The organism is Pseudomonas sp. PMCC200344 (genome assembly GCF_030053095.1).
GTDB lineage: Bacteria > Pseudomonadota > Gammaproteobacteria > Pseudomonadales > Pseudomonadaceae > Aquipseudomonas > Aquipseudomonas svalbardensis.
In genome coordinates this window covers 1,966,795-1,993,480 of sequence record NZ_CP125618.1, presented here as the reverse complement: position 1 = coordinate 1,993,480, position 26,686 = coordinate 1,966,795, and the positions used below count along the sequence as shown (strand labels likewise).

The 26,686-nt window shown below is 56.0% G+C and carries 23 protein-coding genes; 4 read left to right on the top strand and 19 right to left on the bottom strand.

Annotated elements, in window-relative coordinates:
- Positions 1-25: 25 nt before the first annotated feature.
- The 19 genes from QFW87_RS08950 to mtnA form a co-directional block, all read right to left on the bottom strand.
- Positions 26-1,291: an oligosaccharide flippase family protein gene (locus tag QFW87_RS08950; protein WP_283190300.1), complete on the bottom strand. Its 1,266-nt coding sequence runs from the start codon at positions 1,289-1,291 to the stop codon at positions 26-28.
- A gap of 187 nt (positions 1,292-1,478) precedes the next feature.
- Positions 1,479-2,747 (bottom strand): UDP-N-acetyl-D-mannosamine dehydrogenase, encoded by a 1,269-nt coding sequence (wecC, locus tag QFW87_RS08945; RefSeq protein WP_283190893.1) that lies wholly within the window; start codon positions 2,745-2,747, stop codon positions 1,479-1,481.
- Between the two features lie 46 nt (positions 2,748-2,793).
- Positions 2,794-3,936, bottom strand: coding sequence for a UDP-N-acetylglucosamine 2-epimerase (non-hydrolyzing) (gene wecB / locus QFW87_RS08940; protein WP_283190299.1), 1,143 nt, complete (start codon positions 3,934-3,936; stop codon positions 2,794-2,796).
- A gap of 222 nt (positions 3,937-4,158) precedes the next feature.
- On the bottom strand, positions 4,159-4,659 hold the full coding sequence (locus QFW87_RS08935; RefSeq protein WP_283190892.1) for a transcriptional activator RfaH: 501 nt from the start codon (positions 4,657-4,659) through the stop codon (positions 4,159-4,161).
- Positions 4,660-5,044: 385 nt separating this feature from the next.
- Complete coding sequence (locus QFW87_RS08930; protein ID WP_283190298.1) at positions 5,045-6,094, bottom strand: Wzz/FepE/Etk N-terminal domain-containing protein; 1,050 nt, start codon at positions 6,092-6,094, stop codon at positions 5,045-5,047.
- Between the two features lie 106 nt (positions 6,095-6,200).
- The gene (rfbA, locus tag QFW87_RS08925) at positions 6,201-7,100 is read right to left on the bottom strand and encodes a glucose-1-phosphate thymidylyltransferase RfbA (RefSeq protein ID WP_283190297.1); all 900 of its coding nucleotides are present in this window, start codon (positions 7,098-7,100) and stop codon (positions 6,201-6,203) included.
- Entirely contained in the window at positions 7,097-7,990 is an 894-nt protein-coding gene (gene rfbD / locus QFW87_RS08920) for a dTDP-4-dehydrorhamnose reductase (protein WP_283190296.1), read from the bottom strand. The genes rfbA and rfbD overlap by 4 nt, the downstream gene beginning before the upstream one ends.
- Entirely contained in the window at positions 7,987-9,063 is a 1,077-nt protein-coding gene (rfbB, locus tag QFW87_RS08915; protein WP_283190295.1) for a dTDP-glucose 4,6-dehydratase, read from the bottom strand. Before rfbB ends, rfbD begins: the two co-directional genes overlap by 4 nt.
- 230 nt (positions 9,064-9,293) lie before the next feature.
- Positions 9,294-9,533: a LapA family protein gene (locus QFW87_RS08910; protein ID WP_283190294.1), complete on the bottom strand. Its 240-nt coding sequence runs from the start codon at positions 9,531-9,533 to the stop codon at positions 9,294-9,296.
- Positions 9,534-9,560: 27 nt separating this feature from the next.
- Complete coding sequence (ihfB, locus tag QFW87_RS08905) at positions 9,561-9,857, bottom strand: integration host factor subunit beta (protein ID WP_003369729.1); 297 nt, start codon at positions 9,855-9,857, stop codon at positions 9,561-9,563.
- A 153-nt stretch (positions 9,858-10,010) separates the two neighbouring features.
- A complete protein-coding gene (locus QFW87_RS08900; RefSeq protein ID WP_134422176.1) occupies positions 10,011-10,289 on the bottom strand; it encodes a hypothetical protein in 279 nt (92 codons plus the stop codon).
- Between the two features lie 217 nt (positions 10,290-10,506).
- Positions 10,507-12,198: a 30S ribosomal protein S1 gene (gene rpsA, locus QFW87_RS08895; RefSeq protein ID WP_283183659.1), complete on the bottom strand. Its 1,692-nt coding sequence runs from the start codon at positions 12,196-12,198 to the stop codon at positions 10,507-10,509.
- A gap of 120 nt (positions 12,199-12,318) precedes the next feature.
- The gene (gene cmk, locus QFW87_RS08890) at positions 12,319-13,008 is read right to left on the bottom strand and encodes a (d)CMP kinase (protein WP_008148720.1); all 690 of its coding nucleotides are present in this window, start codon (positions 13,006-13,008) and stop codon (positions 12,319-12,321) included.
- Positions 13,005-15,212 carry a bifunctional prephenate dehydrogenase/3-phosphoshikimate 1-carboxyvinyltransferase gene (locus tag QFW87_RS08885; protein ID WP_283190891.1) on the bottom strand — a complete coding sequence of 736 codons (2,208 nt, stop codon included), beginning with the start codon at positions 15,210-15,212 and terminating at the stop codon, positions 13,005-13,007. The genes cmk and QFW87_RS08885 overlap by 4 nt, the downstream gene beginning before the upstream one ends.
- A gap of 28 nt (positions 15,213-15,240) precedes the next feature.
- On the bottom strand, positions 15,241-16,353 hold the full coding sequence (gene hisC / locus QFW87_RS08880) for a histidinol-phosphate transaminase (protein ID WP_283190293.1): 1,113 nt from the start codon (positions 16,351-16,353) through the stop codon (positions 15,241-15,243).
- Between the two features lie 12 nt (positions 16,354-16,365).
- Positions 16,366-17,460 carry a prephenate dehydratase gene (pheA, locus tag QFW87_RS08875; RefSeq protein WP_283190292.1) on the bottom strand — a complete coding sequence of 365 codons (1,095 nt, stop codon included), beginning with the start codon at positions 17,458-17,460 and terminating at the stop codon, positions 16,366-16,368.
- Positions 17,460-18,545, bottom strand: coding sequence for a 3-phosphoserine/phosphohydroxythreonine transaminase (gene serC / locus QFW87_RS08870; RefSeq protein WP_056744078.1), 1,086 nt, complete (start codon positions 18,543-18,545; stop codon positions 17,460-17,462). The genes pheA and serC overlap by 1 nt, the downstream gene beginning before the upstream one ends.
- Before the next feature lie 249 nt (positions 18,546-18,794).
- Complete coding sequence (gene gyrA, locus QFW87_RS08865; protein WP_283190291.1) at positions 18,795-21,452, bottom strand: DNA gyrase subunit A; 2,658 nt, start codon at positions 21,450-21,452, stop codon at positions 18,795-18,797.
- A gap of 429 nt (positions 21,453-21,881) precedes the next feature.
- Positions 21,882-22,958 carry an S-methyl-5-thioribose-1-phosphate isomerase gene (gene mtnA, locus QFW87_RS08860; protein WP_283183654.1) on the bottom strand — a complete coding sequence of 359 codons (1,077 nt, stop codon included), beginning with the start codon at positions 22,956-22,958 and terminating at the stop codon, positions 21,882-21,884.
- Positions 22,959-23,066: 108 nt separating this feature from the next.
- Between mtnA and QFW87_RS08855 the strand changes: the two genes are divergently transcribed.
- The 4 genes from QFW87_RS08855 (at position 23,067) to QFW87_RS08840 (ending at position 26,681) form a co-directional block, all read left to right on the top strand.
- Positions 23,067-24,401, top strand: coding sequence for a TRZ/ATZ family hydrolase (locus QFW87_RS08855; RefSeq protein WP_283190290.1), 1,335 nt, complete (start codon positions 23,067-23,069; stop codon positions 24,399-24,401).
- 56 nt (positions 24,402-24,457) lie between these two features.
- Positions 24,458-25,156: a bifunctional 2-polyprenyl-6-hydroxyphenol methylase/3-demethylubiquinol 3-O-methyltransferase UbiG gene (gene ubiG / locus QFW87_RS08850; protein ID WP_123364644.1), complete on the top strand. Its 699-nt coding sequence runs from the start codon at positions 24,458-24,460 to the stop codon at positions 25,154-25,156.
- A gap of 4 nt (positions 25,157-25,160) precedes the next feature.
- Positions 25,161-25,832 carry an N-acetylmuramic acid 6-phosphate phosphatase MupP gene (gene mupP / locus QFW87_RS08845; protein WP_283183652.1) on the top strand — a complete coding sequence of 224 codons (672 nt, stop codon included), beginning with the start codon at positions 25,161-25,163 and terminating at the stop codon, positions 25,830-25,832.
- 108 nt (positions 25,833-25,940) lie between these two features.
- Positions 25,941-26,681 (top strand): YciK family oxidoreductase, encoded by a 741-nt coding sequence (locus QFW87_RS08840; RefSeq protein ID WP_283190289.1) that lies wholly within the window; start codon positions 25,941-25,943, stop codon positions 26,679-26,681.
- The last annotated feature ends 5 nt before the right edge of the window (positions 26,682-26,686 follow it).

The following is a 26,686-nucleotide window of genomic DNA, read 5'->3' as shown; positions in this document are numbered from 1 at the left end:
TTTTTAGAAAGCAGGGCAATATTTATCATTCCCCACTCCCAATTTTAACTTTCAAATATCGGGTTAGAATCAGGGTGAAAAGAATTAACTCACCGAGAACAAAACTGGTCGCGGCACCGTAAACGCCCCATATCTTGCTAAGTACCAAACAGAGGGATACTGTCGTGACGCCTGTCAATATCAATATTGTGGCGAAGTATTTTTTGGAATTCAGGTTATTTAGGCCTGCCGTTCCCAACATGAAATTGGCAACACCAAAAAATACGCCAATTGCCATGAACAAAAAGAGCCCAGCCATAAAATTTTTGTTTGGATAGGACTTCAAAAACTCAAAAAAGTCATTAAATAGCAGCCATCCGATCACAATGCATACAAGAACGATCGCAAGAGCGAGCAATTGCACCCATGTAAATCTCATAATTTTAACAAGCGCCAGCGGAGTGGGTACTACTTCGTCACGCAATGCTTGAATGGCCCGCGTGAAAAAAAACTGATTGAGCGGTCTGATCAACGCTTGGAACGCCTTGATAAATTTCTCTACGACTGAATAGCTCGCTATAGCCAAAGGATTTACAGAGAAAAGACTTAACACTAACAAATTTGAATCCCGGAAAAGAACCACCGCGATATTGCCAAAAAAAATCTCTTTCCCTTCAAGCAGGCACTCCCTTAGGCGAGCAACCGAAACGCTTACATACTGCAATCCCAGTACCGCTCTCAAATAAATTGATGAGGCAAGCCCCCCTACGAGATAGCAGCCGCCTACGATTAACGGTAAAACGTAGACCGGTGTTTCAGGCTTTATAATAAGAAATACAGCTATGCAGCACGCCAGGCGACTTAGCAAAGAAAAAAACGCAACTGGAAGGTTATTTTCTATCGACTGATAAAAATATGTCGACTGAAAGATAAAGCTAAGCGGCACCAACATCCAACACAATAAAGAAAAGAAAAATTGAGCACGGAGAAAAAGTCCAGAAACTAAAACAACACCTAAGCATGCAATCCAAATTACAACCCGTGAAACAAGCACTTCCCAGTATACCTGCGAGGCCAGGGCCATCCCACCGCGTGCATATGAACTGACAACTCGCGAAACTCCGTTGATCTCATAACTGTAAAGCACGATAGCCAATACGATTAGCGACACAGCTTCTGACACTACAAGATCTGCATACTTGGCCGAACCAAACAAATGCAAGACGTAGGGAAATATCAAAATGGGTAGCGCTGCGTTTGCTCCTTGAATACACGCTAGCGAGACTATATTTGTCAGATCTTTTCGCAACAATTTTAACTCTCACTTTAATAAGTTCGATCGTTAATTTTTACCGGTGGCTACTTCCTCCTCTACAATTAAATCAAGCACCTTCCTCACTTAATACTATAAATAGCAAGAAGCAGCACCCAGCGAGGAGCTGCTTGCAAGCACAATACAAGTTGCGCCATGAGATTAAAACTAAGCAACAAATGGCTTATTATTTACCCCACACACCACGCGTATCAATCAAACTAACTGTTTCGAATCGAGATTCATCCAACTCTTTGAAGGCTTTATGATCAACTAGCAGCAAGACAATTGTTGCTTCTCTCAATGCTTCATCTATCGACTTGAATTCCACCTGCTCGCCAAGGGCCGCCGGTAGCTCCGATATGTTGGGCTCTACCGCAAATACACGTCCAGGATGTTCGTGCGCGATACGTTTAGTAATCGCCACCGCAGGGCTTTCGCGCAAATCGTCGATGTCTGGCTTGAACGCGAGACCGAAACAAGCAACTGTCACTTCTTTTGCTGTTTTATCTGGATTGGCTTGAAGATGCTCTGCAACAGCCAGCTTGACCTTGTCGATGACCCACTCAGGCTTCGAATCGTTCACCTCCCGTGCGCATCGAATGATCTTGGCTACTTCTGGAGTTTTGCTCACGATGAACCACGGGTCGACAGCAATGCAATGTCCACCAACACCTGGCCCCGGTTGAAGAATATTTACCCTTGGGTGGCGGTTAGCCAACCGAATCAGTTCCCAGACATTGATGTCCAACTTATCGCAGATCATCGAAAGCTCGTTGGCAAACGCGATGTTCACATCGCGAAAGCTGTTTTCGGTGAGTTTGCACATCTCCGCGGTCCGAGCGTTAGTGATGACACACTCCCCCTCCACAAAAAGCTTGTAAAGCTTGGTCGCGCGCTCGGAACACTTGGCGGTCATGCCACCAATCACGCGATCATTCTGAACCAGTTCTCGCAGAACGTGCCCAGGCAGGACGCGCTCTGGACAGTGGGCAACCCGAATGTCAGACGACTCTCCATGACTCTGGGGAAATGTAAGATCAGTGCGCGTTTCAGCCAGCCACTGAGCTACCTGCTCCGTGGCGCCTACAGGCGAGGTCGATTCCAGAATCACCAAGTCGCCGGACTTCAATACCGGAGCAATGGCCCGGCATGCAGATTCGATGTACGAAAGATCGGGCTCGTGGTCGCCCTTGAATGGGGTTGGCACCGCGATCAGAAATGCGTCCGCAGGCTCTGGGGTCTGGGTCGCGCGCAGGTAGCCTTCTGTTACCGCGGCATGAACAACGATATCGAGTTCCGGCTCAACGATATGAATCATGCCTTTGTTGATGGTATCAACAGCGAGCTTGTTCACGTCCACCCCAACTACCTTGATTTTCCGCGATGCGAAAACCGCTGCGGTAGGTAGGCCGATATAGCCCAAGCCGATAACTGAAATAGTTTTAAACACGATGCCCGCCCTTCAATTCCTGGGAGTTAAATCTCCCGATTCCGATAAATTAATTTTTTACAGCGACGGTATAGTCGGCCAGCACTTCGATTATACGTTGGCAAGCTTTGCCATCACCGTATGGATTATGAGCAAAACTCATGCTTTCGTAGGCCGCGGTATCTGTCAGCAGTAACTTCAAATTCTCGGCAATCGCGTTTCTTTCGGTGCCTACCAGTTTGACCGTTCCTGCTTCGACAGCTTCGGGACGTTCGGTGGTCTCACGCATGACGAGCACAGGCTTGCCTAGCGAAGGTGCCTCTTCCTGAATACCACCGGAGTCGGTCAGAATGATAAATGACTGATTCATCAAATAAACGAAAGGCAAATAGTCCAATGGCTCAATCAAGTGAATATTGTCAATACCCGACAACAGACGGTTGATTGGCTCTCTGACATTAGGATTCAGATGCACGGGATAGACAATTTCGACATCTGGAAATGCCTTGGCGGTATCCACAAGCGCTTGGCAAATACGCTCGAAACCGCCACCGAAACTTTCGCGACGATGACCGGTAACCAGAATCAGTTTCTCGGCGTTACGGATAAATGAGAACTGATTTTCCAGAGCCGTTTTTAACGAGCTTGATGCTTCCAGTTTTTTGACAACGTCCAGCAACGCGTCAATGACTGTGTTGCCTGTTACATGCACAAACTCAGGTTTGATACCTTCGTTCAGAAGATTGGAACGGGAGTTTTCTGTCGGAGCAAAATGCAGTGCAGCCAACGCACCGGTGAGCTTGCGGTTACCCTCTTCGGGCCAGGGAGAATAAAGATTTCCTGTTCTCAAACCGGCTTCAACATGGGCGACGGGAATTTGCTGATAATAGGCTGCCAGGGCAGTTGCAAATGTCGTCGCAGTATCGCCGTGGACCAGCACGATATCGGGTTTGAAATCTTCAAAAACTTCTTTTATGCCCTGCAGGATCGCGGTCGTCACCCCGTTCAGATCCTGGCCAGGCTGCATGATATTCAGATCATAGTCTGGTTTTAACTCAAACAGATCCAGCACCTGATCCAGCATTTGTCGGTGTTGAGCAGTGACACAAACTTTCGACTCGAAACGATCGTCCTCTGCGAGCGCCAGCGCGAGAGGAGCCATTTTTATAGCTTCTGGCCTGGTTCCAAATACAGAAAGTACTTTTAAGGGCATTTTTTTACCAACGCTGAGGAAAATTGATATTCATTCATGCAGACGATCTAGATTATCGAGGCTGACTTCAAAATTTTTGGATCGAACTGGCACTGCACAGATTTTAAAACACGCTACCGCCCCAGGATTTAACGTCAGCTTCCTGAGAACGATGTACACAATCATGTCAAGCCCACTCGTCTCTTTTTAATTCGAGCAAGCCTTAATCGGACCTGTCACCCGTCAGTTTCCTGGGTAGCTCCGTTGGCGAGTAACTAAATCGATGAAAAGCAATGCGCGCTGATCTACATCCGCCGTCATGAAAATGGCGTCCAATTCAGGAAAGGCGCTGCCTTGACTGCTCAGTTTATCATCGTCGCCAAGCGTTGACTTGAGGGTTTGCGCAGAACGATCCTGAAGCTCAACGACGAGAGAGTCACTGACAGGCAAAGGTGTACCGCCAAAACCTACCACTCTGGCGACACCTCGAGTCGAACGCAAAGGAACCCAATTTGCATCGTCAGGGAGATTGATAAACAGATACCCCGGAAAAAGAGATTCAGTAAGCCACTGACGCTGCCCTCTTACCGTTTTTTCTCGAAGGCAGGTAGGCCGCGAGCATTGATAGCCCTGACGAATCAAATGCTCCTCGGCGCGTCCATCCTGGCGAGGTTTGCATTGAATGAGATACCACGTTTGCTGCCGAGGAGCGCTTAAGTCGCTCCTCGCATCATGAATCTTCATATCCATACACATATCAAAAATAGTCGTTTCTTGGTCAGCCATACGCCCGGCACTACCAATAATGCATTCAGTTTGACCAGTCCTAGCCCATTTATGTTGACGGCAGGTGAGCTCAGACGGAACCCCGCGGTAGCAAGCAAACAACGTGACGCGGGACCAGGCAATCGTTCTCCGAACTCAAGCCTGTAGATTTGTTCAACATTCTACCTGCAACGGGTGCTCATTACGAAAACGATGAGTGTGGTCTGGTCCGCCAGATTTCTAGCGCTCCCCCTACCCAGGCAAGGCAAAAACGAGAGTTTTCGTAGAGGCCAAGGGTGCAGTTGGCACCAGCCAGTGCGCCGAATATTTTGCTAATCAAGCAGTTTAAAGCCGGGCTGGAAAATCAGTGCTTAATTTCTCGTCTGACAAAGATCTGGTACGCCACTGCTGCCATACAGCCAAGCACGAGACCACACAACAATCCAAGCAATGTGATAACCACCTTTTTAGGCTTGACTGGCGTATCAGGTAGCTCGACTGCACCGTCAACACGGTAGACCGCGACGTCTCGAGTGCGAGCTTGCAGCTCTTTGAAAAAGCTGTACTTCGCTTGAAGTTCTCTGAGACGGCCGATGAACGGATCATCAGAAACCCGAGCTTCCAGATTTTTGATCTCCGCCTCAAGCGCCTTGGTACCGCGCATGTAAATCAACTGCCCATCCATGCTTCCTGCAATTTCTACAGCTGGGTTACCAGTGATGATCGGCGGTTTTTCGAGTTTAATCGCGCTAGCGACTTCCCTAGCCTCACGCAGTTTGGTGATCGCGTCTTCGCGGTTCTGTTTACCGGTTTCGCGCAAGGAATCAATTTGCTGCGCAAGATTACGAGCTCGCACTTCGGCTTCACGAGACACGTTTTTGAACATTTCGTTTTCTGCGCGTTCGCCCGCACGTTCGATATAGATATCAACCCATTCTTTCGCAACCACCGGGTCTTTATTTTGAGCAATAATCAAATAGCGATCAGGTGCGTCTTTACTTGGCGGCAGCACTACAATCTTCTTACTGAATTGTGAGTAAAGCACATCCTGCGGACCTTCACGTTCGCTGCTACTCAACATCGGAAGGTACTTTTCCTCGTAAAACTTTCGCCGCAGGGACTCAGCCTGCAAGTTCCGGACAAAAATACCGTAGACGTCTTTGACTTTATAAGGCGAAAGCTCTGCTTCCTTGGAACGACCATAGTTAAAGTTGGCAATATCATTTTGTGTTGGGGGTATCACATATGCACGTGCCTCATAGACAGGTGTGCTCGTGTATGCATAAACCGCTGCAAGTGCGGTTGTAATAGCAGCCACACCTATCACCATCCACTTTTGTTCCCACAATATTCTGAGAACACTCCCGAAATCGATCTCCTGTGATGCACTAGGATTCACGGGACTATTTTGCATAAAGAAACTGACCTTTTATTAATTTTGAAAACCTATCAAGACGTTCGATAAGGTCCTAATTTGATGTCGCTATGGCTCAAACAGCTAGAGTTTGTGACGACAAAAACTATTCACCGTGGCCTGACGCTGATTGCGCAAGGGTCTGCAGATAATGCCCATACCCCGTTTTTTTCAATCGATCAGCCTGCAAGAGCAATTCTTCAATAGTGATCCATCCATTATTGAATGCGATCTCTTCAAGGCACGCGACCTTCAAGCCTTGACGCTTTTCGATCGTATGGACGAAATGGCTGGCTTCAAGCAGAGAATCATGTGTACCCGTGTCTAACCAAGCAAAGCCTCGACCCAACATCTCGACATTGAGAACCCCCTGCTCCAGATAGGCACGATTAACGTCGGTAATTTCCAGCTCGCCTCGGGCAGATGGCGAGATACCCTTCGCTATCTCCACGACCCGATTATCGTAAAAGTACAACCCCGTAACGGCGTAGTTGGACTTTGGCTTGAGTGGTTTCTCCTCGATACTCAAGGCACGTCCCGATGCGTCGAATTCAACGACCCCGAAACGCTCCGGATCGGACACGTGATAACCGAATACGGTAGCGCCGGTTTGTTGGCTGCTGGCCGACCGCAAGTTGTCAGAGAAGTGCTGACCGTAAAAGATGTTGTCACCCAGGATCAGACAGCAAGGATCCTTACCGATGAACTCTTCGCCAATAATGAAGGCTTGTGCCAAGCCGTCCGGACTAGGCTGCTCGGCGTAGGTCAACTTGATGCCGTACAAACTGCCGTCTCCCAGCAACTTTCGGAAGCACGGCAGGTCTTCCGGGGTGGAGATGATCAGAATTTCACGCATACCCGCGAGCATCAGTACCGACAGCGGATAAAAGATCATCGGCTTGTCGTAGATTGGCAGCATCTGCTTGGACACACCGAGGGTCAACGGGTGCAAACGCGTGCCCGAACCGCCAGCGAGGATGATGCCTTTACGATTTGTCGTGCTCATTTATTCAGAACTTCCCTAAGCATTCGGGTTACGCCACTTTGCCAATCCGGCAAGTGTAGAGAAAAGTTGTCACGCAGCTTCTGAGTATTCAAACGCGAATTCAGAGGGCGGCGCGCAGGTGTTGGATAAGCCGTCGTTTCAATCGGATAGATCGCCGTTACGGCGAGCTGCTCGCCGTTGTCTTGGGCGAAACCGATCACATGGCTAGCATAGCCGTGCCAGGACACTTCGCCACTGGCCGCCAAGTGATACAAGCCCGACAGCTCGGGACGTTGCAGAACTTGCTGAATGGCCAACGCGCTCACGTCGGCAATCAGGTCCGCCCCCGTCGGAGCTCCGATCTGGTCAGCGATAACGCTCAAGGTTTCGCGATCCGTGGCCAGACGCAGCATGGTCTTGGCGAAGTTGTTGCCGCGAGCGCCATAGACCCAGCTAGTGCGGAAGATCAGGTGTTTGCATCCCGATGCGGTAATTGCTTGTTCGCCGGCCAGTTTACTGGCGCCGTAGTGATTCACCGGGGCGACTGCATCTGACTCTTGCCACGGTGCAGAACCCTGGCCGCTGAAGACGTAGTCAGTCGAGTAATGGATCAGCCAAGCACCCAGAGTCGCGGCCTCTTCGGCCATGACCTGGCTTGCCTGACCGTTCACACGGTTGGCCAGCTCGGTCTCGGACTCGGCTTTATCGACGGCGGTGTAGGCCGCAGCGTTGACGATGACGTCGGGTTTAACCTGACGGATCGTTGCGCGCAAGGCGTCGAGATCAGACAGATCGCCGCACAATCCATCGACCGCATGGCGATCCAGGGCGATTAACTCACCCAGTGGTGCGAGGGAGCGCTGCAGCTCCCAGCCTACCTGGCCGTTTTTTCCAAGCAGAAGGATTTTCATACTTTGTTCGAACGATCAGCGTAGTTCTGGTCGATCCACTGCTGGTAGCTACCGCTCTTCACGTGGGCTACCCATTCAGTATTGTTGAGGTACCACTCGACCGTTTTGCGGATGCCGGTTTCAAAGGTTTCTTCCGGCGTCCAACCCAGTTCACGCTGGATTTTGCTGGCGTCGATTGCGTAGCGCTGGTCATGGCCCGGGCGATCCTGAACATAGGTGATCAGGCTGGCATGTGGACGGTGAGCAGAATTGGGACGTAGTTCGTCGAGCAGTGCGCACAGGGTATACACCACTTCGATGTTTTGCTTTTCGTTATGACCACCGATGTTGTACGTCTCGCCGATAACGCCTTCGGTCACGACTTTGTACAGTGCGCGGGCGTGATCTTCGACGTAGAGCCAATCGCGGACCTGATTACCTTTGCCGTAGACCGGCAGCGGCTTGCCTTCCAGTGCATTGAGAATGATCAACGGGATCAACTTCTCAGGGAAATGGCATGGACCGTAGTTGTTCGAGCAGTTGGTGACCAGGGTCGGCAAGCCGTAAGTTCGGCTCCAGGCGCGAACCAGGTGATCGGAACTGGCCTTGCTGGCGGAGTATGGCGAGCTTGGCTGATACGGTGTGGTTTCGGTGAAGAGGTCTTCCGGACCTTCGAGGTCTCCGTAAACTTCGTCAGTTGAAATATGGTGAAAGCGGAAGTTGGCTTTACGCGCATCATCCAGCGCAGCCCAATAGTGGCGCGCAGCTTCCAACAGGGTGTAAGTGCCGATGATGTTGGTCTGGATGAACTCAGACGGACCAGAGATCGAGCGATCAACGTGGGACTCAGCGGCCAGGTGCATGATCGCATCTGGTTGGTGTTCACGCAGGACGCGGTCAACCTGATCGCGGTCGCAGATGTCGACGCGCTCGAACACGTAACGCGAGTTCTGGCTAACTTCGGCCAATGATTCAAGGTTACCGGCGTAAGTCAGCTTGTCGACGTTTACGACAGAGTCATTAGTGTTGGAGATGATATGACGGATGACTGCCGAGCCGATAAACCCGGCGCCGCCGGTTACTAGAATTTTCACGCGAAACCATACCCTTGAGTTACTGACAGGGCCGCCAACCGAGCACTGTCTAATCCATGAATGCAGAAGCCATCAAGTCAGCTGAGGCCTCTGACAGAGTCAGTTTGAACCGACGTGGGCATACGCCACTATCGGACAAGCGCAGCATTTTACAGCTTAATGACGGTTTTACTAATGGATATAGACAAGCTGTGGCTAAAGCTTAGTGCGCCTTGCACGTCATGTCGCAATCAGACAAGGCGCTTGCGTGAAACTCTGGACGTACGTCCCAGAAACCAGCCAAGAATCGGCCCGATCACCATCCCAATCAGCAACGCAACAACCATGACCAGCGATACCGGTAGTTGCGGCCCCGCCCAACCCAGGAACAGCAGGGAAACCGATTGCTGATTCTCGAGAACGAACGCCAGGATCGCCAAAGCCAGCAACAGGACGATTACGGCGAGCAGTATACGCTTGAGGTTACGCATGAGCGGTTCCTTTAATTGCGGTAGCCGTCAAAGCCCTTCCTCCTCATCCTCGTTCACACGATCGCGCAATTCTTTGCCTGGCTTGAAATGCGGCACGAACTTGCCGTCGAGGCTGACCGACTGACCGGTCTTCGGATTACGCCCCACCCGCGGCGCGCGGTAGTGCAAGGAGAAGCTGCCAAACCCACGAATCTCAATGCGATCCCCGGTGGCCAAGCATTGAGACATTTGCTCGAGCATAGTCTTGATGGCCAGCTCCACATCCTTGGATGAGAGCAGCCCCTGATGGGTGACAATTCGTTCGATCAACTCCGACTTCGTCATATTTTTCCCTTCTTTTTCAAGCAGCTAGGAAAATCGCTATCAAGGTTTTAGCATGACCGGAGGAATTTGAACAGCCCATGTTTTGACGTATATCTGCCAGCATCGGGATGCTGGACACGAAGGGCTCTGAAACACCGTCGCGCCATTACTCACTCATCTGCAGATGACCAGCATGGTGCGCGTCAGATAGCCCGCGGGATTAAAGCCAAAGGGGTACTCATCCTCGTCTTTGGCATCATCGGATCTGGCTACAACTTTGTAGCCAGCCGCCTTGCACTCCTTGTTCGCTCGCTTGCGACACTTCTCCCATCCCGACCCCAGCCCCGAACAATCGATCTCGATACCACTGACCCCACGCACCGCGTGAGTCTTGGCATTAGTGGTACAGCCTGCCAGTGTCAGTACTGCTATCACGACAATGAGCTTGTTCATTCGCTTCCTTAGGCCGGACACGCCGCCCGACGGTCGTTCGCTTCAAGCTAAAGACTAGCTGCAAATAAACGATTGATCCGATTAAAGAAAGAGACAACTTGTCGGGAGGATTGGTTTCACGGCAAACAATCGCAGCGCCGCGAAACTATCAGAATCACCAAATCGCAGACGCAAAAAAGGGCGACCGAAGTCGCCCTTTTTTATGGTCTGACAGAACTTAGTTCTGTTTTTCCATTTGTGCACGCAACAGGTCGCCCAGAGTGGTAGGACCAGCAGCGATGCTATCCGTAGGCTTGTCTTTCAAGCTCTGGATTGCTTCTTTCTCTTCAGCATCGTCTTTCGACTTGATGGAGAGCTGGATTACGCGGCTCTTGCGGTCAACGCTGATGATCTTGGCTTCTACTTCCTGGCCTTCTTTCAGAACGTTGCGCGCGTCTTCAACGCGGTCACGGCTGATTTCGGAGGCTTTCAGAGTCGCTTCGATATCGTCGGCCAGAGTGATGATGGCGCCTTTAGCGTCAACTTCTTTCACGATGCCTTTAACGATTGCGCCTTTGTCGTTCTCTTGAACGTACTCGGAGAACGGATCGCTTTCCAGTTGCTTGATACCCAGGGAGATGCGCTCGCGCTCTGGGTCAACCGACAGGATAACGGTGTCCAGCTCGTCGCCCTTCTTGAAGCGGCGAACGGCTTCTTCGCCCACTTCGTTCCAGGAGATGTCGGACAGGTGAACCAGACCGTCGATGCCGCCGTCCAGACCAATGAAGATACCGAAATCGGTGATCGACTTGATGGTGCCGGAGATTTTATCGCCCTTGTTGAACTGGCCAGAGAAATCTTCCCATGGGTTAGATTTGCACTGCTTGATGCCGAGGGAGATACGACGACGCTCTTCGTCGATGTCCAGAACCATAACTTCCACTTCGTCGCCGACTTGTACGACTTTCGAAGGGTGGATGTTCTTGTTGGTCCAGTCCATTTCGGAAACGTGTACCAGGCCTTCAACGCCTTCTTCCAGCTCAGCGAAGCAGCCGTAGTCGGTCAGGTTGGTTACACGAGCGGTAACGCGAGTGCTTTCTGGGTAACGGGCTTTGATAGCAACCCATGGATCTTCGCCCAGTTGCTTGAGGCCCAGGGAAACACGATTGCGTTCGCGATCGTACTTCAGAACCTTGACATCGATCTCGTCGCCAACGTTGACGATTTCGGAAGGATGCTTGATACGCTTCCAAGCCATGTCGGTAATGTGCAGCAGGCCATCGACGCCACCCAGATCGACGAATGCGCCGTAATCGGTGAGGTTTTTGACGATACCTTTGACTTGTTGACCTTCCTGCAGGGATTCCAGCAGAGCTTCACGCTCAGCGGAGTTCTCGGCTTCGAGGACGCTACGACGGGAAACGACAACGTTGTTGCGTTTCTGGTCAAGCTTGATGACCTTGAATTCCAGCTCTTTGCCTTCCAGGTGCGTGGTGTCGCGCACAGGACGGACGTCAACCAGAGAACCTGGCAGGAACGCACGGATGCCGTTAACGTCGACAGTGAAGCCGCCTTTAACCTTACCGTTGATAACGCCCTTGACCACTTCTTCGGCTGCGAAGGCTGCTTCCAGAACAATCCAGCATTCAGCGCGCTTGGCTTTTTCACGGGACAGCTTGGTTTCACCAAAGCCGTCTTCAACCGAGTCCAGAGCAACGTGAACTTCGTCACCGACGTTGATAGTCAGTTCGCCAGCATCGTTGTAGAACTGCTCAAGCGGGATGAGTGCTTCAGACTTCAGGCCAGCGTGAACGGTTACCCAGCGAGCTTGGTAATCGATATCAACGATAACACCGGTGATGATGGAGCCTGCCTGAAGGTTCAGGGTTTTTAGGCTTTCTTCAAAGAGTTCCGCAAAGCTTTCGCTCATTTTAATTCCTGTTGAATAAGGGCGAAGGATACGCCCATCTCCACGTCCCAGACGACGTGGGTTATGTTCATTAGAAGAAACACCGCAAGACTATGACTGGTCCCCTACGGAGTTTCTTGGTCACCCGGCGATATCGCGAATGGCGATCTCGCTCATGATGCGTTCCAGCACCTGATCGATGGATAATTCCGTGGAATCCAGCTGTATGGCGTCAGCCGCCGGCTTGAGCGGGGCTACCGCTCGCTGGGTGTCACGCTCATCGCGGACACGTATCTCATCTAGCAGACTCGACAGACTAACACCATCGACTTTGCCCTTCAACTGCAAGTATCGACGGCGCGCACGCTCCTCGGCACTGGCAGTGAGGAATATCTTCAGCGGTGCATCCGGGAAAACCACCGTGCCCATGTCGCGGCCATCGGCCACCAGACCCGGAGCCTCCTGAAACGCCCGCTGGCGCTGGAGCAGCGCATCACGCACCGCCGGCAGTGCAGCGACCTGGGAAGCCCAGGCGCCAACTTGTTCGTTGCGCAAATCATCAGTGACATCGTCACCTTCGAGAATGATCCGCTGCGGATGACCTTCGGTCGCACCGACGAACTGCACATCCAGATGAGCGGCCAGCAGCTTCAGCGACTCTTCATTGGTCAGATCGACGCCATGGTTACGCGCGGCGAATGCCAGCAGACGGTACAGCGCACCGGAATCCAGCAGGCACCAGCCCAGGCGCTTGGCCAGAATTCCGGCAATAGTGCCCTTGCCCGAACCGCTAGGCCCGTCGATGGTGATGACCGGTGGCTTGATAATCACGACTGAGCCTCTTGTGCAACACGGATACCGACCTGCGCGCACAGCGCGAGGAAGTTCGGGAACGACGTCGCGACGTTGGCGCAATCATGAATGCGGATCGGTGCAGTGGCGCGCAGCGATGCCACGCTGAAGGCCATGGCAATCCGGTGATCGCCGTGACCGTGCACTTCGCCGCCGCCGATCTGGCCGCCGTCGATGATGATGCCGTCCGGAGTCGGTTCGCATTTGACGCCCAGCGCCAGCAAGCCATCCGCCATGACCTGAATCCGGTCCGACTCTTTAACCCGCAGCTCTTCCGCGCCACGCAGGATGGTGCGCCCTTCGGCACAGGCGGCAGCCACGAACAGCACCGGGAATTCGTCGATGGCCAGCGGAACCAGCGCTTCGGGAATCTCGATACCTTTGAGTTTAGCTGCACGTACGCGCAGATCAGCTACTGGCTCGCCACCCACTTCACGCTGGTTTTCCAGGGTGATGTCAGCGCCCATCAGACGCAGGATGTCGATCACGCCGGTACGGGTCGGGTTGATGCCGACGTGCTCAAGCACCAGCTCCGAACCTTCGGCAATCGATGCCGCCACCAGGAAGAACGCGGAAGACGAGATGTCGCCCGGCACTTCAATGTGGGTCGCGGTCAGCTTGTGGCCGGACTCGACCGAAGCGGTCGCACCGTTGACGGAAACCGGGTAGCCGAAGCCACGCAGCATGCGCTCGGTGTGGTCGCGGGTTGGAGCCGGCTCGGTGACGGTGGTTTTGCCTTCGGCGTACAAACCCGCCAGCAACAGGCAGGATTTAACCTGGGCACTGGCCATCGGCATGGTGTAGGTCAAGCCTTTGAGCTTGTTGCCGCCACGAATGGTCATCGGCGGACGACCTTCAGCAGCAGTCTCGATCACGGCGCCCATTTCACGAAGTGGATTGGCCACGCGATTCATCGGACGCTTGGACAGCGAAGCATCGCCCGTCAGCGTGCTGTCGAAGTTCTGCGCAGCCAACAGGCCAGACAGCAGACGCATCGAAGTGCCGGAGTTGCCCAGATAGATCGGGCCCGGCGCAGGTTTCAAGCCATGCAGGCCGACGCCGTGAATGGTCACGCGACCGTGGTGCGGACCTTCGATCACGACGCCCATGTCGCGGAAGGCCTGCAAGGTTGCCAGGGCGTCTTCGCCCTCGAGAAAACCTTCCACTTCGGTGACGCCTTCAGCCAGGGAGCCGAGCATGATCGAACGGTGGGAAATTGATTTGTCGCCCGGTACGCGAATCCGCCCAGTCAGGCGGCCACCAGGTTGTGCCAGGAAAATCAGGTCGTTGGAATTCATAGCGTCCACATAAGCCCGGCGGGCCAGGATTTTACTGAAATGTTCGCGGGCAACCCGGGCGCGCGTAAACACGCCCAACAATTGGTGCCCATCCCCTGCATCGACCGCGTCGCGCAAGGCGTCGAGGTCGCTGCGAAATGTATCGAGTGTGCGCAGGACAGCTTCGCGGTTGGCGAGGAAGATGTCGTGCCACATGACCGGGTCGCTACCCGCGATTCTTGTGAAATCACGGAAACCGCCCGCAGCGTAACGGAAGATCTCAAGGTTTTCATTGCGCTTGGCCAACGAATCGACCAAACCGAACGCCAACAAGTGCGGCAAATGGCTGGTCGCCGCCAACACTTCGTCATGACGCTCGACCTGCATGCGCTCGACATCGGCGCCCAATTCGCGCCACAACCGGTCGACCACTGCCAGGGCTGCCGGATCAGTCTGATCCAGCGGTGTCAGAATCACTTTATGGCGACGGAACAGCTCTGAGTTAGAGGCTTCCACCCCGCTCTGCTCGGAACCGGCAATCGGATGCCCCGGCACGAATCGCGACGGAATGCCGCCAAACGCCTCGGTTGCTGCCCGCACCACATTGCCTTTGGCGCTGCCGACGTCAGTCAGAATCGCTTGCCCCAAATCCATGCCGGCCAATTGGCCGAGCATTTTTTCCATGGCGAGGATCGGTACGGCCAGCTGAATCACGTCAGCGCCCTGGCATGCGGTGACCAGGTCTTCTTCGCAGCGATCCACCACACCCAATTCAACCGCCAGTTTGCGCGACTGCGGGTCGAGATCGACCCCGACCACTTCGCGGCACAAGCCACTTTCACGCAAACCCTTGGCAAACGAACCGCCGATCAGCCCCAGACCGACCACCACCAGGCGACCGATCATAGGTTCAGCAGATTGCAGTGCAGTGACATCAACCACGAGCCAGAACCTTGGTCAGCGCTTCGAGGAAGCGGCTGTTTTCCGCCGGCAGACCGATGGTGATGCGCAGGTGGTTCGGCATGCCGTAATTGGCCACCGGACGCACGATCACGCCTTCGCGCAATAAGCCCTGGAAGACCGGTGCCGCAACACGGCTCAGATCGACGCAGATGAAGTTGCCCTTGGACGGAATCCAGCTCAACCCCAGCTCACGGAAACCCGCTTCCAGTTGCTGCATGCCGGATTCGTTCAGGCGACGGCTTTCAGTCAGGTACTCGGCGTCTTGCAGCGCAGCGCATGCAGCAGCCAGGGCCAGGCTGTTAACGTTAAACGGTTGACGGACGCGGTTTAGCACATCCGCGACCACCGAAGTGGACAAGCCATAACCGACCCGCAACGCCGCCAGACCATAGGCCTTGGAGAACGTGCGCGAAACAAGCAGGTTCGGGTAAGCCGCCAGGTAGTCCAGACCGTCCGGCAAGTCGCTGCCTTCAGCGTATTCGATATAGGCCTCGTCCAGCACCACCAGCACGTGTTCCGGTACGTCCTGCAGGAATTCGTCCAGAGCCTCGGCGCCAAACCAGGTCCCGGTCGGGTTGTTCGGATTGGCGATAAAGACCACGCGGGTATCGGCATCGATCGCGGCCAGCATGGCCGACAGATCATGGCCCCAGTCTTTGGCCGGAATCACTTTGGCCGTAGCGCCGACGGCTTGCGTGACGATTGGATAGACCGCAAACGCATGTTCGCTAAACACGGCGTTCAGACCTGGCGCCAGATAGGCACGGGCGACCAGCTCCAGAATGTCATTGGAACCGTTGCCCAGCGTCACCTGATTGAGCTCGACGCGGCACTGATCGGCCAGCAGGGTCTTGAGCGCAAAACCGTTGCCGTCTGGATAGCGGGTCAGCTCGGCCAATCCTTCGCGAATCGCCGCCAGAGCCTTGGGACTGGCGCCCAGCGGGTTTTCGTTGCTGGCCAGTTTGACGATGCTGGCCGGATCGATGTTCAGCTCGCGCGCCAGTTCGTCCACGGGCTTGCCCGGAACGTAAGGCGAAAGTTGTTGCACGCCCGACTGTGCCAGAGCGAGGAAGTCACCACTCATTTGCTACCGCCCTTAGAGAACTGCTTTCGGGTAGGAACCCAGCACTTTGAGTGCCACTGCTTCCTGACTGATCTTTTCCAACACACCTTTGACCAGTGGGTCGCGGTGGTGGCCGACGAAGTCGATGAAGAACACGTAGGTCCATTTACCGCTGCGCGACGGACGCGTCTCGATTCGCGTCAGGTCGATGCCGTTGTCGTGGAACGGCACCAGCAACTCGTGAAGTGCGCCGGGCTTGTTGCTCATGGAGACGATGATCGACGTCTTGTCGTCGCCGGTCGGCGGCACTTCCTGGCTGCCAATCATCAGGAATCGCGTGGAGTTGTCCGGGCGATCCTCGATTTTCTCGGCCAGGTGGGTCAGCCCGTACAAGCCTGCGGCCATGTCGCCGGCAATCGCCGCCGAGTTCCACTCACCCTTGACCCGCTTGGCCGCTTCGGCGTTGCTGGACACCGCCACGCGCTCGACATTCGGGTAATGCGCGTCCAGCCACTTGCGGCACTGGGCCAGGGACTGGGCGTGAGAATAGATGCGGCTGATGCTGTCGGTCTTGGTGTTTTCACCGACCAACAGGTGGTGGTGAATCCGCAGCTCGACTTCGCCACAGATCACCATGTCGTGTTCGAGGAAGCTGTCGAGGGTGTGGTTGACCGCGCCCTCGGTGGAGTTTTCCACCGGAACCACGCCAAAGTTCACCGCACCGGCTGCCACTTCGCGGAACACTTCGTCGATTGCCGCCATCGGCTTGCTGATCACCGCGTGACCGAAGTGCTTCATGGCCGCCGCTTGGGTGAAGGTACCTTCAGGGCCGAGGTAAGCCACTTTCAATGGCTGCTCGAGGGCCAGGCACGAGGACATAATTTCGCGGAACAACCGCGCCATCTCTTCGTTGCCCAGCGGCCCCTGGTTACGCTCCATGACGCGTTTGAGCACCTGAGCTTCACGCTCAGGACGATAGAACACCGGCACTTCGCCTTCGGCCAGCGAGGCCATCTTTACTCGCGCAACTTCCTGGGCGCAGCGTGCGCGCTCACTGATCAGCTCCAGGACTTTCTCGTCCAGGGCATCAATGCGCAGGCGCAGTGCCTTGAGTTCTTGCTCAGACATTAGCCGTGTTCCTTCTCGAACTCTGCCATGTACGAAATCAGTGCGTTGACCGCAACGATGTCGACGGCGTTATAGATGGAGGCACGCATGCCACCCACGGAACGGTGACCCTTGAGATTCAACAGGCCACGCTCTTCGGCACCGACCAGGAATGGCTTGTCGAGACGGTCGTCAGCCAAGCGAAACGGTACGTTCATCCACGAGCGATCCGACTTGTTGATCGGGTTGCTGTACAAGCCGCTGGCGTCGATGAAGTCGTACAGCGTGCGCTGTTTCACTTCATTGAGCTTGCCGATGGCTTCAACACCACCCTGCTCTTTCAGCCACTCGAATACCAGACCCGAGAGGTACCAGGCCAGGGTTGGCGGAGTGTTGTACATCGAGCCGTTGTCGGCCGCGACCTTGTAGTTGAGCATGGTCGGGCACAGGGAACGGGCGTGACCCAGCAGGTCTTCGCGAACGATGTTGACGACGATGCCGCTCGGACCGATGTTCTTCTGGGCGCCGGCGTAGATCATGCCGAAGCGCGAAACATCGATCGGACGCGAGAGAATGTCGGAAGACATGTCGGCGACCAGCGGGACATCACCGGTTTCCGGGACCCAGTTGAATTCCAGACCGCCGATGGTTTCGTTCGGCGCGTAGTGAACGTAGGCCGCGTCTTTCGACAGGTTCCATTCGTTCTGACCGGGAATAGCGAAATAGTCGTAAGGCTTGGCGGTAGCGGCAACGTTGACGTTTCCGTAGCGCGAAGCTTCTTCGATGGCTTTCTGCGACCAGATACCGGTGTCGATATAGTCGGCGGTGCCGCTTTCCGGTAACAGGTTCAGAGGAATCTGAGCAAATTGCTGGCTGGCGCCACCTTGCAGAAACAGCACTTTATAGTTCGAGGGGATATTCAGCAGATCACGCAGATCCTGCTCGGCCTTGGTGGCGATGGACACGAACTCATCACTGCGATGGCTCATTTCCATGACCGACAGGCCCTTGCCGTGCCAATCAAGGAGTTCACCCTGGGCGCGCTGCAGGACAGCTTCGGGAAGTGCCGCAGGACCGGCACAGAAGTTATAGGCTCTCTTGCTCACATCCAATCTCGCTCTGATTTGGTGGTATCACGCAGTAAATCGCATTATCAGCCGACACCGGGTCCCTGCTGAAACAGAGATTAGTGGGAGCGAGCCTGCTCGCGATTGCATCACCGCGATACATCAGACGCAACGCGGCGCCTGCATCGCGAGCAGGCTCGCTCCCACAAGGGATCTCCAGTGGTGTCGATATTTCATTACGGACAAACAACAAGGGGGCGAATTCTTATCCGCCCCCTGTCTGTCCGCTTACTCCTGCGGTTCTTCGTCGGCTGCGGCGTCGAGTTGCTGATCTTCAACAATGTCGTCGATTACGACTTCGCCGTCGAACACTGCACCCTCTTCACCTTCTTCCAGCTCTTCACCTTCGACTTCCGACGGCTCCTGAACCCGCTCCAGACCTACCAGCGTTTCATCGCTGGCCAGTTTGATAAGGGTCACGCCCTGGGTGTTACGACCCAGACTGGAGACTTCGTCGACGCGAGTACGAACCAGCGTGCCCTGGTCGGAAATCAGCATGATTTCCTCGCCGTCGAGCACCTGGACTGCACCGACCAGACGGCCGTTACGGTCGTTGCTGACCATGGCGATAACGCCCTGACCACCACGTTTGTACTCAGGGAACTCGGTGATCGCCGTGCGCTTGCCGAAACCACGGGCCGAAGCGGTCAGGATCTGGCTGCCTTCTTCCGGGATCAACATCGAAATCAGCTTCTGACCTTCCGGCAGACGCATGCCGCGGACACCGCGAGCGGTACGACCCATGGCGCGAACGTCGGTTTCTTTGAAGCGAGTGACCTTGCCGCCGTCGGAGAACAGCATGACTTCGCGCTCGCCATCGGTAATGGCGGCAGAGATCAGTACGTCACCTTCATCCAGTTCCAGCGCGATCAGGCCAACGCTGCGTTGACGGCTGAAGGATTCCAGCGGGGTCTTCTTCACGGTGCCTTTGGCAGTGGCCATGAAGATGAAGTGACCTTCGGTGTATTCGTCGACCGGCAGCATGGTGGTGATGTATTCATCACTGTCCAGCGGCAGCAGGTTGACCAGCGGACGACCACGGGCAGCGCGGGAAGCCTCCGGGATTTCGTAGGTTTTGAGCCAGTACACTTTGCCTTTGCTGGAGAACAGCAGCAGCGTGGTGTGGCTGTTGGCGACCAGCAGGTGAGCGATGTAATCCTCATCCTTCACGCCAGTAGCCGATTTGCCTTTACCGCCACGACGCTGAGCCTGGTACGCAGCCAATGGCTGGGTCTTGGCGTAGCCACCGTGGGAAATGGTCACGACGCGCTCTTCTTCCGGGATCATGTCACCCAGGGTCAGGTCGAGACGGGCATCGAGAATCTCGGTGCGGCGCACGTCGCCGTATTCGGCGCGGATCACTTCCAGCTCTTCGCGGATCACTTCCATCAGACGCGTAGCGCTGCTGAGGATGCGGATCAGTTCGCCGATCTGGTTGAGGATCTCTTGATACTCGGCCAGCAGCTTTTCGTGTTCCAGGCCGGTCAGACGGTGCAGACGCAGTTCCAGAATCGCTTGTGCCTGTTCCGGCGACAGGAAGTACTTGCCTTCGCGCAGACCGTATTGCGGGTCCAGGGTCTCTGGACGGCACGAGTCAGCGCCAGCGCGTTCAACCATCGCGACCACGGCGGAAGATTCCCACGCAGTCTTGATCAGCGCTTCCTTGGCTTCCGACGGCGTTGGCGAGGCTTTGATCAGGGCGATGACCGGGTCGATGTTCGACAGGGCAACCGCTTGACCTTCCAGAATGTGGCCACGTTCGCGGGCTTTACGCAGTTCGAATACGGTACGGCGGGTAACAACTTCGCGACGGTGACGAACGAAGGCTTCCAGCAGGTCTTTGAGGTTCAGGATCCGCGGACGGCCGTCGATCAGCGCGACGATGTTGATACCGAACACCGCTTGCAGCTGGGTCTGGGCGTAGAGGTTGTTGAGGATCACCTCAGGCACTTCGCCGCGACGCAGTTCGATCACGACGCGCATACCGTCCTTGTCGGACTCGTCGCGCAGTTCGGTGATGCCTTCAAGCTTCTTCTCTTTTACCAGCTCGGCGATTTTCTCGATCAGACGGGCCTTGTTCAGCTGGTAAGGGAGTTCGGTGATGACGATCTGCTGACGGCCACCGACCTTGTCGATGTCTTCGATCATCGAGCGGGCGCGCATGTAAATGCGGCCACGACCGGTGCGGTAGGCTTCGATGATGCCGGCGCGACCGTTGATGATCGCGGCGGTCGGGAAGTCCGGACCGGGGATGTGTTGCATCAGCTCATCGATGGTCAACTCAGGGTTGTCGATGAGTGCCAGGCAACCGTCGATGACTTCACCGAGGTTGTGCGGCGGGATGTTGGTCGCCATGCCCACGGCGATACCGCTGGAGCCGTTGACCAACAGGTTGGGAATACGGGTCGGCATGACCGCCGGGATCATTTCGGTGCCGTCGTAGTTCGGCACCCAGTCCACGGTTTCTTTGTGCAGGTCAGCCAGCAGCTCGTGCGCCAGCTTGGTCATGCGCACTTCGGTGTATCGCATGGCGGCGGCGTTGTCGCCGTCCACGGAACCGAAGTTGCCTTGACCGTCTACCAGCAGGTAACGCAGCGAGAATGGCTGCGCCATCCGAACGATGGTGTCGTACACCGCGGTATCACCGTGAGGGTGATACTTACCGATCACGTCACCGACAACACGGGCAGATTTCTTGTACGGCTTGTTGAAGTCGTTGCCCAGCTCGCTCATCGCGAACAGCACACGCCGGTGCACGGGCTTCAAGCCATCGCGCGCATCCGGCAGTGCCCGCCCGACAATTACGCTCATCGCGTAGTCGAGGTAGGACTGCTTCAGCTCGTCTTCGATATTGACCGGTAGGATTTCTTTGGCCAGTTCGCCCATGAGAAGCCTGATTCCTTTTTCTGGTGAAACTTCGTCACATCCATATGGGACGAACGAAGCTCGCCGCTGCAGGCTGAGTGCCATGCACCGACTTACGACAAATCAACGAGTTATGCCATGGATCTGCGCAGTAAAGGCAGCCACATCGGGCTACCTTGGAAACCGCCGGATGTTATCACAAGAGCCGCCACGCACCTATCCCCCTGATGCGCATGGAGCATAGTTAGTTGACCGGTGACAGGCTTGAAGGGGACGAGAGAGGCTTAGAGCCCTTTTGAATGAAGAATTACGGGGTGAATGGGGGGAGTTCGGTGACTGTTATGACCCCTTCGCGAGCAGGCTCGCTCCCACATTGGATGTGCGTCATCCACAAATCCCCTGTGGGAGCGAGCCTGCTCGCGAAGGCTTTCTAACTGGCGACAGAGATCATCAATGCAGACGCTTACGACACATCAACTGCGCCATTTTCGCGGTGTCCGGGCGCTCGACGATGCCTTTTTCGGTAACGATCGCGTCGATCAAGTCCGCCGGGGTCACGTCGAACACCGGGTTAAACGCATCGACATCCGCCCCGACCCGCTTGCCGCCGACTTCCAGCAACTCGCGACCATCGCGCTCTTCAATCGGGATGTCATCACCGCTGGCCAGGTTCATGTCGATGGTCGAACTCGGCGCCACCACCATGAAGCGCACGCCATGGTGCATGGCGTTCACCGCCAGCTGATAGGTGCCGATCTTGTTGGCCACGTCGCCATTGGCGGTGATCCGGTCAGCGCCGACGATCACCCAGGTAATGCCTTTGGTCTTCATGATGTGGGCAGCGGCGGAATCCGCGTTGAGCGTGACGGGAATGCCTTCGTTGGCCAATTCCCATGCGGTCAACCGCGAACCTTGCAGCCATGGACGGGTTTCGTCGACATAGACGCGCTCGACCATGCCTTCAATGAAAGCGCCACGAATGACGCCAAGCGCCGTGCCAAAGCCGCCGGTGGCCAGCGCGCCGGTGTTGCAGTGGGTCAGAATCGCCTGGGCGTTGCCCTGGTGCTTGCGGATCAGGTCCACGCCCAGTTGCGCCATCGTCAGGTTGGCTTCGCGATCGCTTTCATGAATGGCGATGGCCTCGGCTTCCAGCGCCGCCAGAGGGTCTGCATCACCCTTGAGACGATCCAGGCGGTCACGCATGCGACTCAAGGCCCAGAACAGATTCACCGCCGTTGGACGAGAATCGGCCAACAATGCGTAATCCTCCTCCCATGCGGCCTGCCAGTCACCGCCCTCGGCAATTCGCGCCCGGGCTGACAGGACCATGGCATACGCGGCAGTGATGCCAATCGCCGGCGCACCGCGCACCACCATCGAACGAATGGCCTCGGCCACGCCAGCAGCGCTTGTGTAGGCGATCCAGGTTTCCTCGAACGGCAAAATACGCTGATCCAGCAGGCAAAGGGCGCCATCACGCCAATCGATGGCCTTCACCTTCTCCGCAGCCAACAGTCGATCGCGCATCCGTCACCCCGTACTCATGAACAAAAGCCGTCGATTATAGCGATCCCCCTGCGAAGACGCTCGGGTATACTTCGCCATCCTTTACAAAAGCTCTGGAACCGACTCTCGATGCCGAACACTGCCGCTGCGCTCGACTTGCTATTGCTGCCGACCTGGCTGGTACCCGTCGAACCCGCTGGCGTTGTCCTCAAAGAGCACGCCCTGGGTATCCGCGACGGACGCATCGTATTCATCGGCCCACGTTCGGCTGCGCTCAAGCTTAATGCAACCGAGGTCCGCGAACTGCCGGACATGTTGCTCTGCCCTGGCTTGATCAATGCCCACGGTCATGCGGCGATGACGCTGTTCCGTGGCCTGGCCGATGATCTGCCCCTGATGACCTGGCTGGAAGACCACATTTGGCCGGCCGAAGCCAAGTGGGTCGATGAAGCTTTCGTACGTGACGGCACCGACCTTGCAATCGCCGAACAGATCAAAGGTGGCATCACCTGCTTCTCTGACATGTATTTCTTCCCGAAGGTTGCCAGCGAGCGCGTCCATAACAGCGGCATTCGCGCGCAAATCGTGATTCCGATCCTCGATTTCCCGATCCCGGGCGCCAGCACGGCGGACGACGCCATTCGTCAGGGCGTCGAATTGTTTGGCGATCTCAAGCACCACGAGCGCATCAAAGTCACCTTCGGTCCCCACGCACCCTACACCGTGGGCGACGAGAACCTGGAGAAAATCCGGGTGATCGCCGAAGAACTGGACGCCTCGATCCATATGCACGTGCATGAAACCGCTTATGAAGTGCAGCAGTCCGTCGAGCAGCGCGGTGAACGCCCGCTGGCCCGACTCGGGCGCCTGGGTTTGTTGGGGCCGCGCTTCCAGGCGGTGCACATGACTCAGATCAGCGACGAAGACCTGGTGTTGCTGGTAGAAAGTAACACCAACGTGATTCATTGCCCGGAGTCGAACCTGAAGCTGGCCAGCGGGTTCTGCCCGGTGGAGCGTTTGTGGCAGGCTGGCGTCAATGTGGCGATCGGCACCGATGGCGCGGCCAGCAACAACGACCTGGACCTGCTCGGCGAAACCCGCACCGCCGCTTTACTGGCCAAAGCCGTCGCCGGCTCGGCCACCGCGCTGGACGCCCATCGCGCCCTGCGCATGGCCACGCTCAACGGCGCCCGCGCGCTGGGCATTGAATCCGAAGTGGGATCGCTGGAAGTCGGCAAAGCAGCAGACATCGTCGCATTCGACCTCTCCGGCCTGGCGCAGCAACCGGTCTACGACCCGGTTTCGCAACTTATATATGCCACCGGCCGCGATTGCGTGAAACACCTTTGGGTCGCCGGCAAGCAACTGCTCGACGACCGTCGCCTGACTCGCCTGGATGAAGAACAGCTCTGCACCACCGCCAAGGCCTGGGGCCAGCGCATCAGCGGCCATACCGAATCGTAAGCACCCCGGACTTACCACCGGGGCAACAGGATTTTTCAAGTTTTAGAGGACTTAACATGAGCAACGTCGACTACGCCGAAATCGCCAAATTCGAAGCCCTGGCCCATCGCTGGTGGGACCGCGAAAGCGAGTTCAAACCGCTGCACGACATCAACCCGCTGCGGGTCAACTGGATTGACGAACGGGTCAACCTGGCCGGCAAGAAAGTCCTCGACGTCGGTTGCGGCGGCGGCATTCTCAGCGAAGCCATGGCCCAGCGCGGCGCTACCGTCATGGGCATCGACATGGGCGAAGCGCCGCTGGCGGTCGCGCAACTGCATCAGCTGGAATCCGGCGTGAGTGTCGAATACCGGCAGATCACCGCCGAAGGGCTGGCCGAAGAAATGCCTGAGCAGTTCGACGTGGTCACCTGCCTGGAAATGCTTGAACACGTGCCGGACCCGTCCTCGGTGATCCGCGCCTGTTTCCGCATGGTCAAACCCGGCGGCCAGGTGTTCTTCTCCACCATCAACCGCAACCCGAAGGCGTACCTGTTCGCCATCGTCGGCGCGGAATACATCATGAAGCTGCTGCCGCGCGGCACTCACGACTTCAAGAAATTCATCCGCCCGTCCGAGCTGGGTGCCTGGAGCCGCATGGCCGGCCTGACCGTCAAGGACATCATCGGCCTGACCTACAACCCGCTGACCAAGCACTACAAGCTGGCCTCCGACGTGGACGTCAACTACATGATCCAGACCCTGCGCGAGGAGTAAGCCGATGCGTATCAGAGCAGTTCTTTTCGACATGGACGGCACTCTGCTCGACACCGCGCCGGACTTCATTGCGATTTGTCAGGCGATGCGCGCCGATCGCGGCTTGCCGCCGATGAACGACAAACACATTCGCGACGAGATCTCCGGCGGCGCCAAGGCAATGGTCGCCGTGACCTTCTCCATGGACCCGGAATCACCGGGTTTCGAGGCGTTGCGCCTGGAGTTCCTGGAGCGTTACCTCGCCGGTTGCGCGGTTCACAGCAAACTCTTCGACGGCATGGGCGAACTGTTGGCCGACATCGAGAAGGCCAACCTGATCTGGGGCGTGGTCACCAACAAGCCGCTGCGGTTCGCCGAGCCGATCATGCAGCAGCTTGGCCTGGCCGAGCGCTCGGCGTTGTTGATCTGCCCGGACCATGTGAAGAACAGCAAACCGGACCCCGAGCCGTTGATCCTGGCGTGCAAGATGCTCGACCTGGACCCGGCCAGCGTGCTGTTTGTGGGTGATGACCTGCGCGATATCGAATCCGGTCGCGATGCCGGCACCAAGACGGCCGCCGTGACCTATGGCTACATTCATCCGGACGATAACCCGCGGCATTGGGGCGCGGATGTGGTGGTCGACCATCCGCTGGAGTTGCGCAAAGTGCTCGATAGCGCGCTGTGTAGTTGCTGAGCCGCTTTTCGTAGGAGCACGGCTTGCCGGCGATAGCGATTCTGAAAACGCCATCGCAGGCAAGCCGTGCTCCTACAGGGTCCGCTTTCTGATTTGTTGAGGTTTCTTATGTTTGATTATTCCGCCCGCCCAGAATCGCTCAAGGACCGGGTCATCCTGGTCACCGGCGCTGGCCGTGGCATCGGTGCTGCCGCCGCAAAAACCTTCGCTGCACACGGCGCCACCGTGCTGTTGCTGGGCAAGACCGAAGCCAACCTGACTCAGATCTACGACGAAATCGAAGCCGCCGGCCATCCACAACCGGCCGTGATCCCGTTCAACCTGGAAACCGCCCTGCCCCATCAATACGATGAGCTGGCAGCGATGATCGAAACCGAATTCGGCCACCTCGACGGTTTGCTGCACAACGCGTCGATCATTGGCCCGCGTACGCCAATCGAGCAGCTGTCCGGCGAAAACTTCATGCGGGTCATGCACGTCAACGTCAACGCCATGTTCATGCTCACCAGCACCCTGTTGCCGCTGCTCAAGCTGTCGCAGGATGCTTCGGTGGTGTTCACCTCCAGCAGCGTCGGCCGCAAGGGGCGTGCGTATTGGGGCGCTTATGGCGTGTCCAAATTCGCCACCGAAGGCTTGATGCAAACCCTCGCTGACGAAGTCGACACCGTGGCACCGGTGCGCTCCAACAGCATCAACCCGGGCGCCACCCGCACCAGCATGCGCGCCCAGGCTTACCCGGGTGAAAACCCGCTGAACAACCCGACGCCCGAGGAGATCATGCCGGTCTACCTCTACCTGATGGGTCCAGACAGTACCGGCATCAACGGCCAGGCGTTCAACGCTCAGTAACGTCC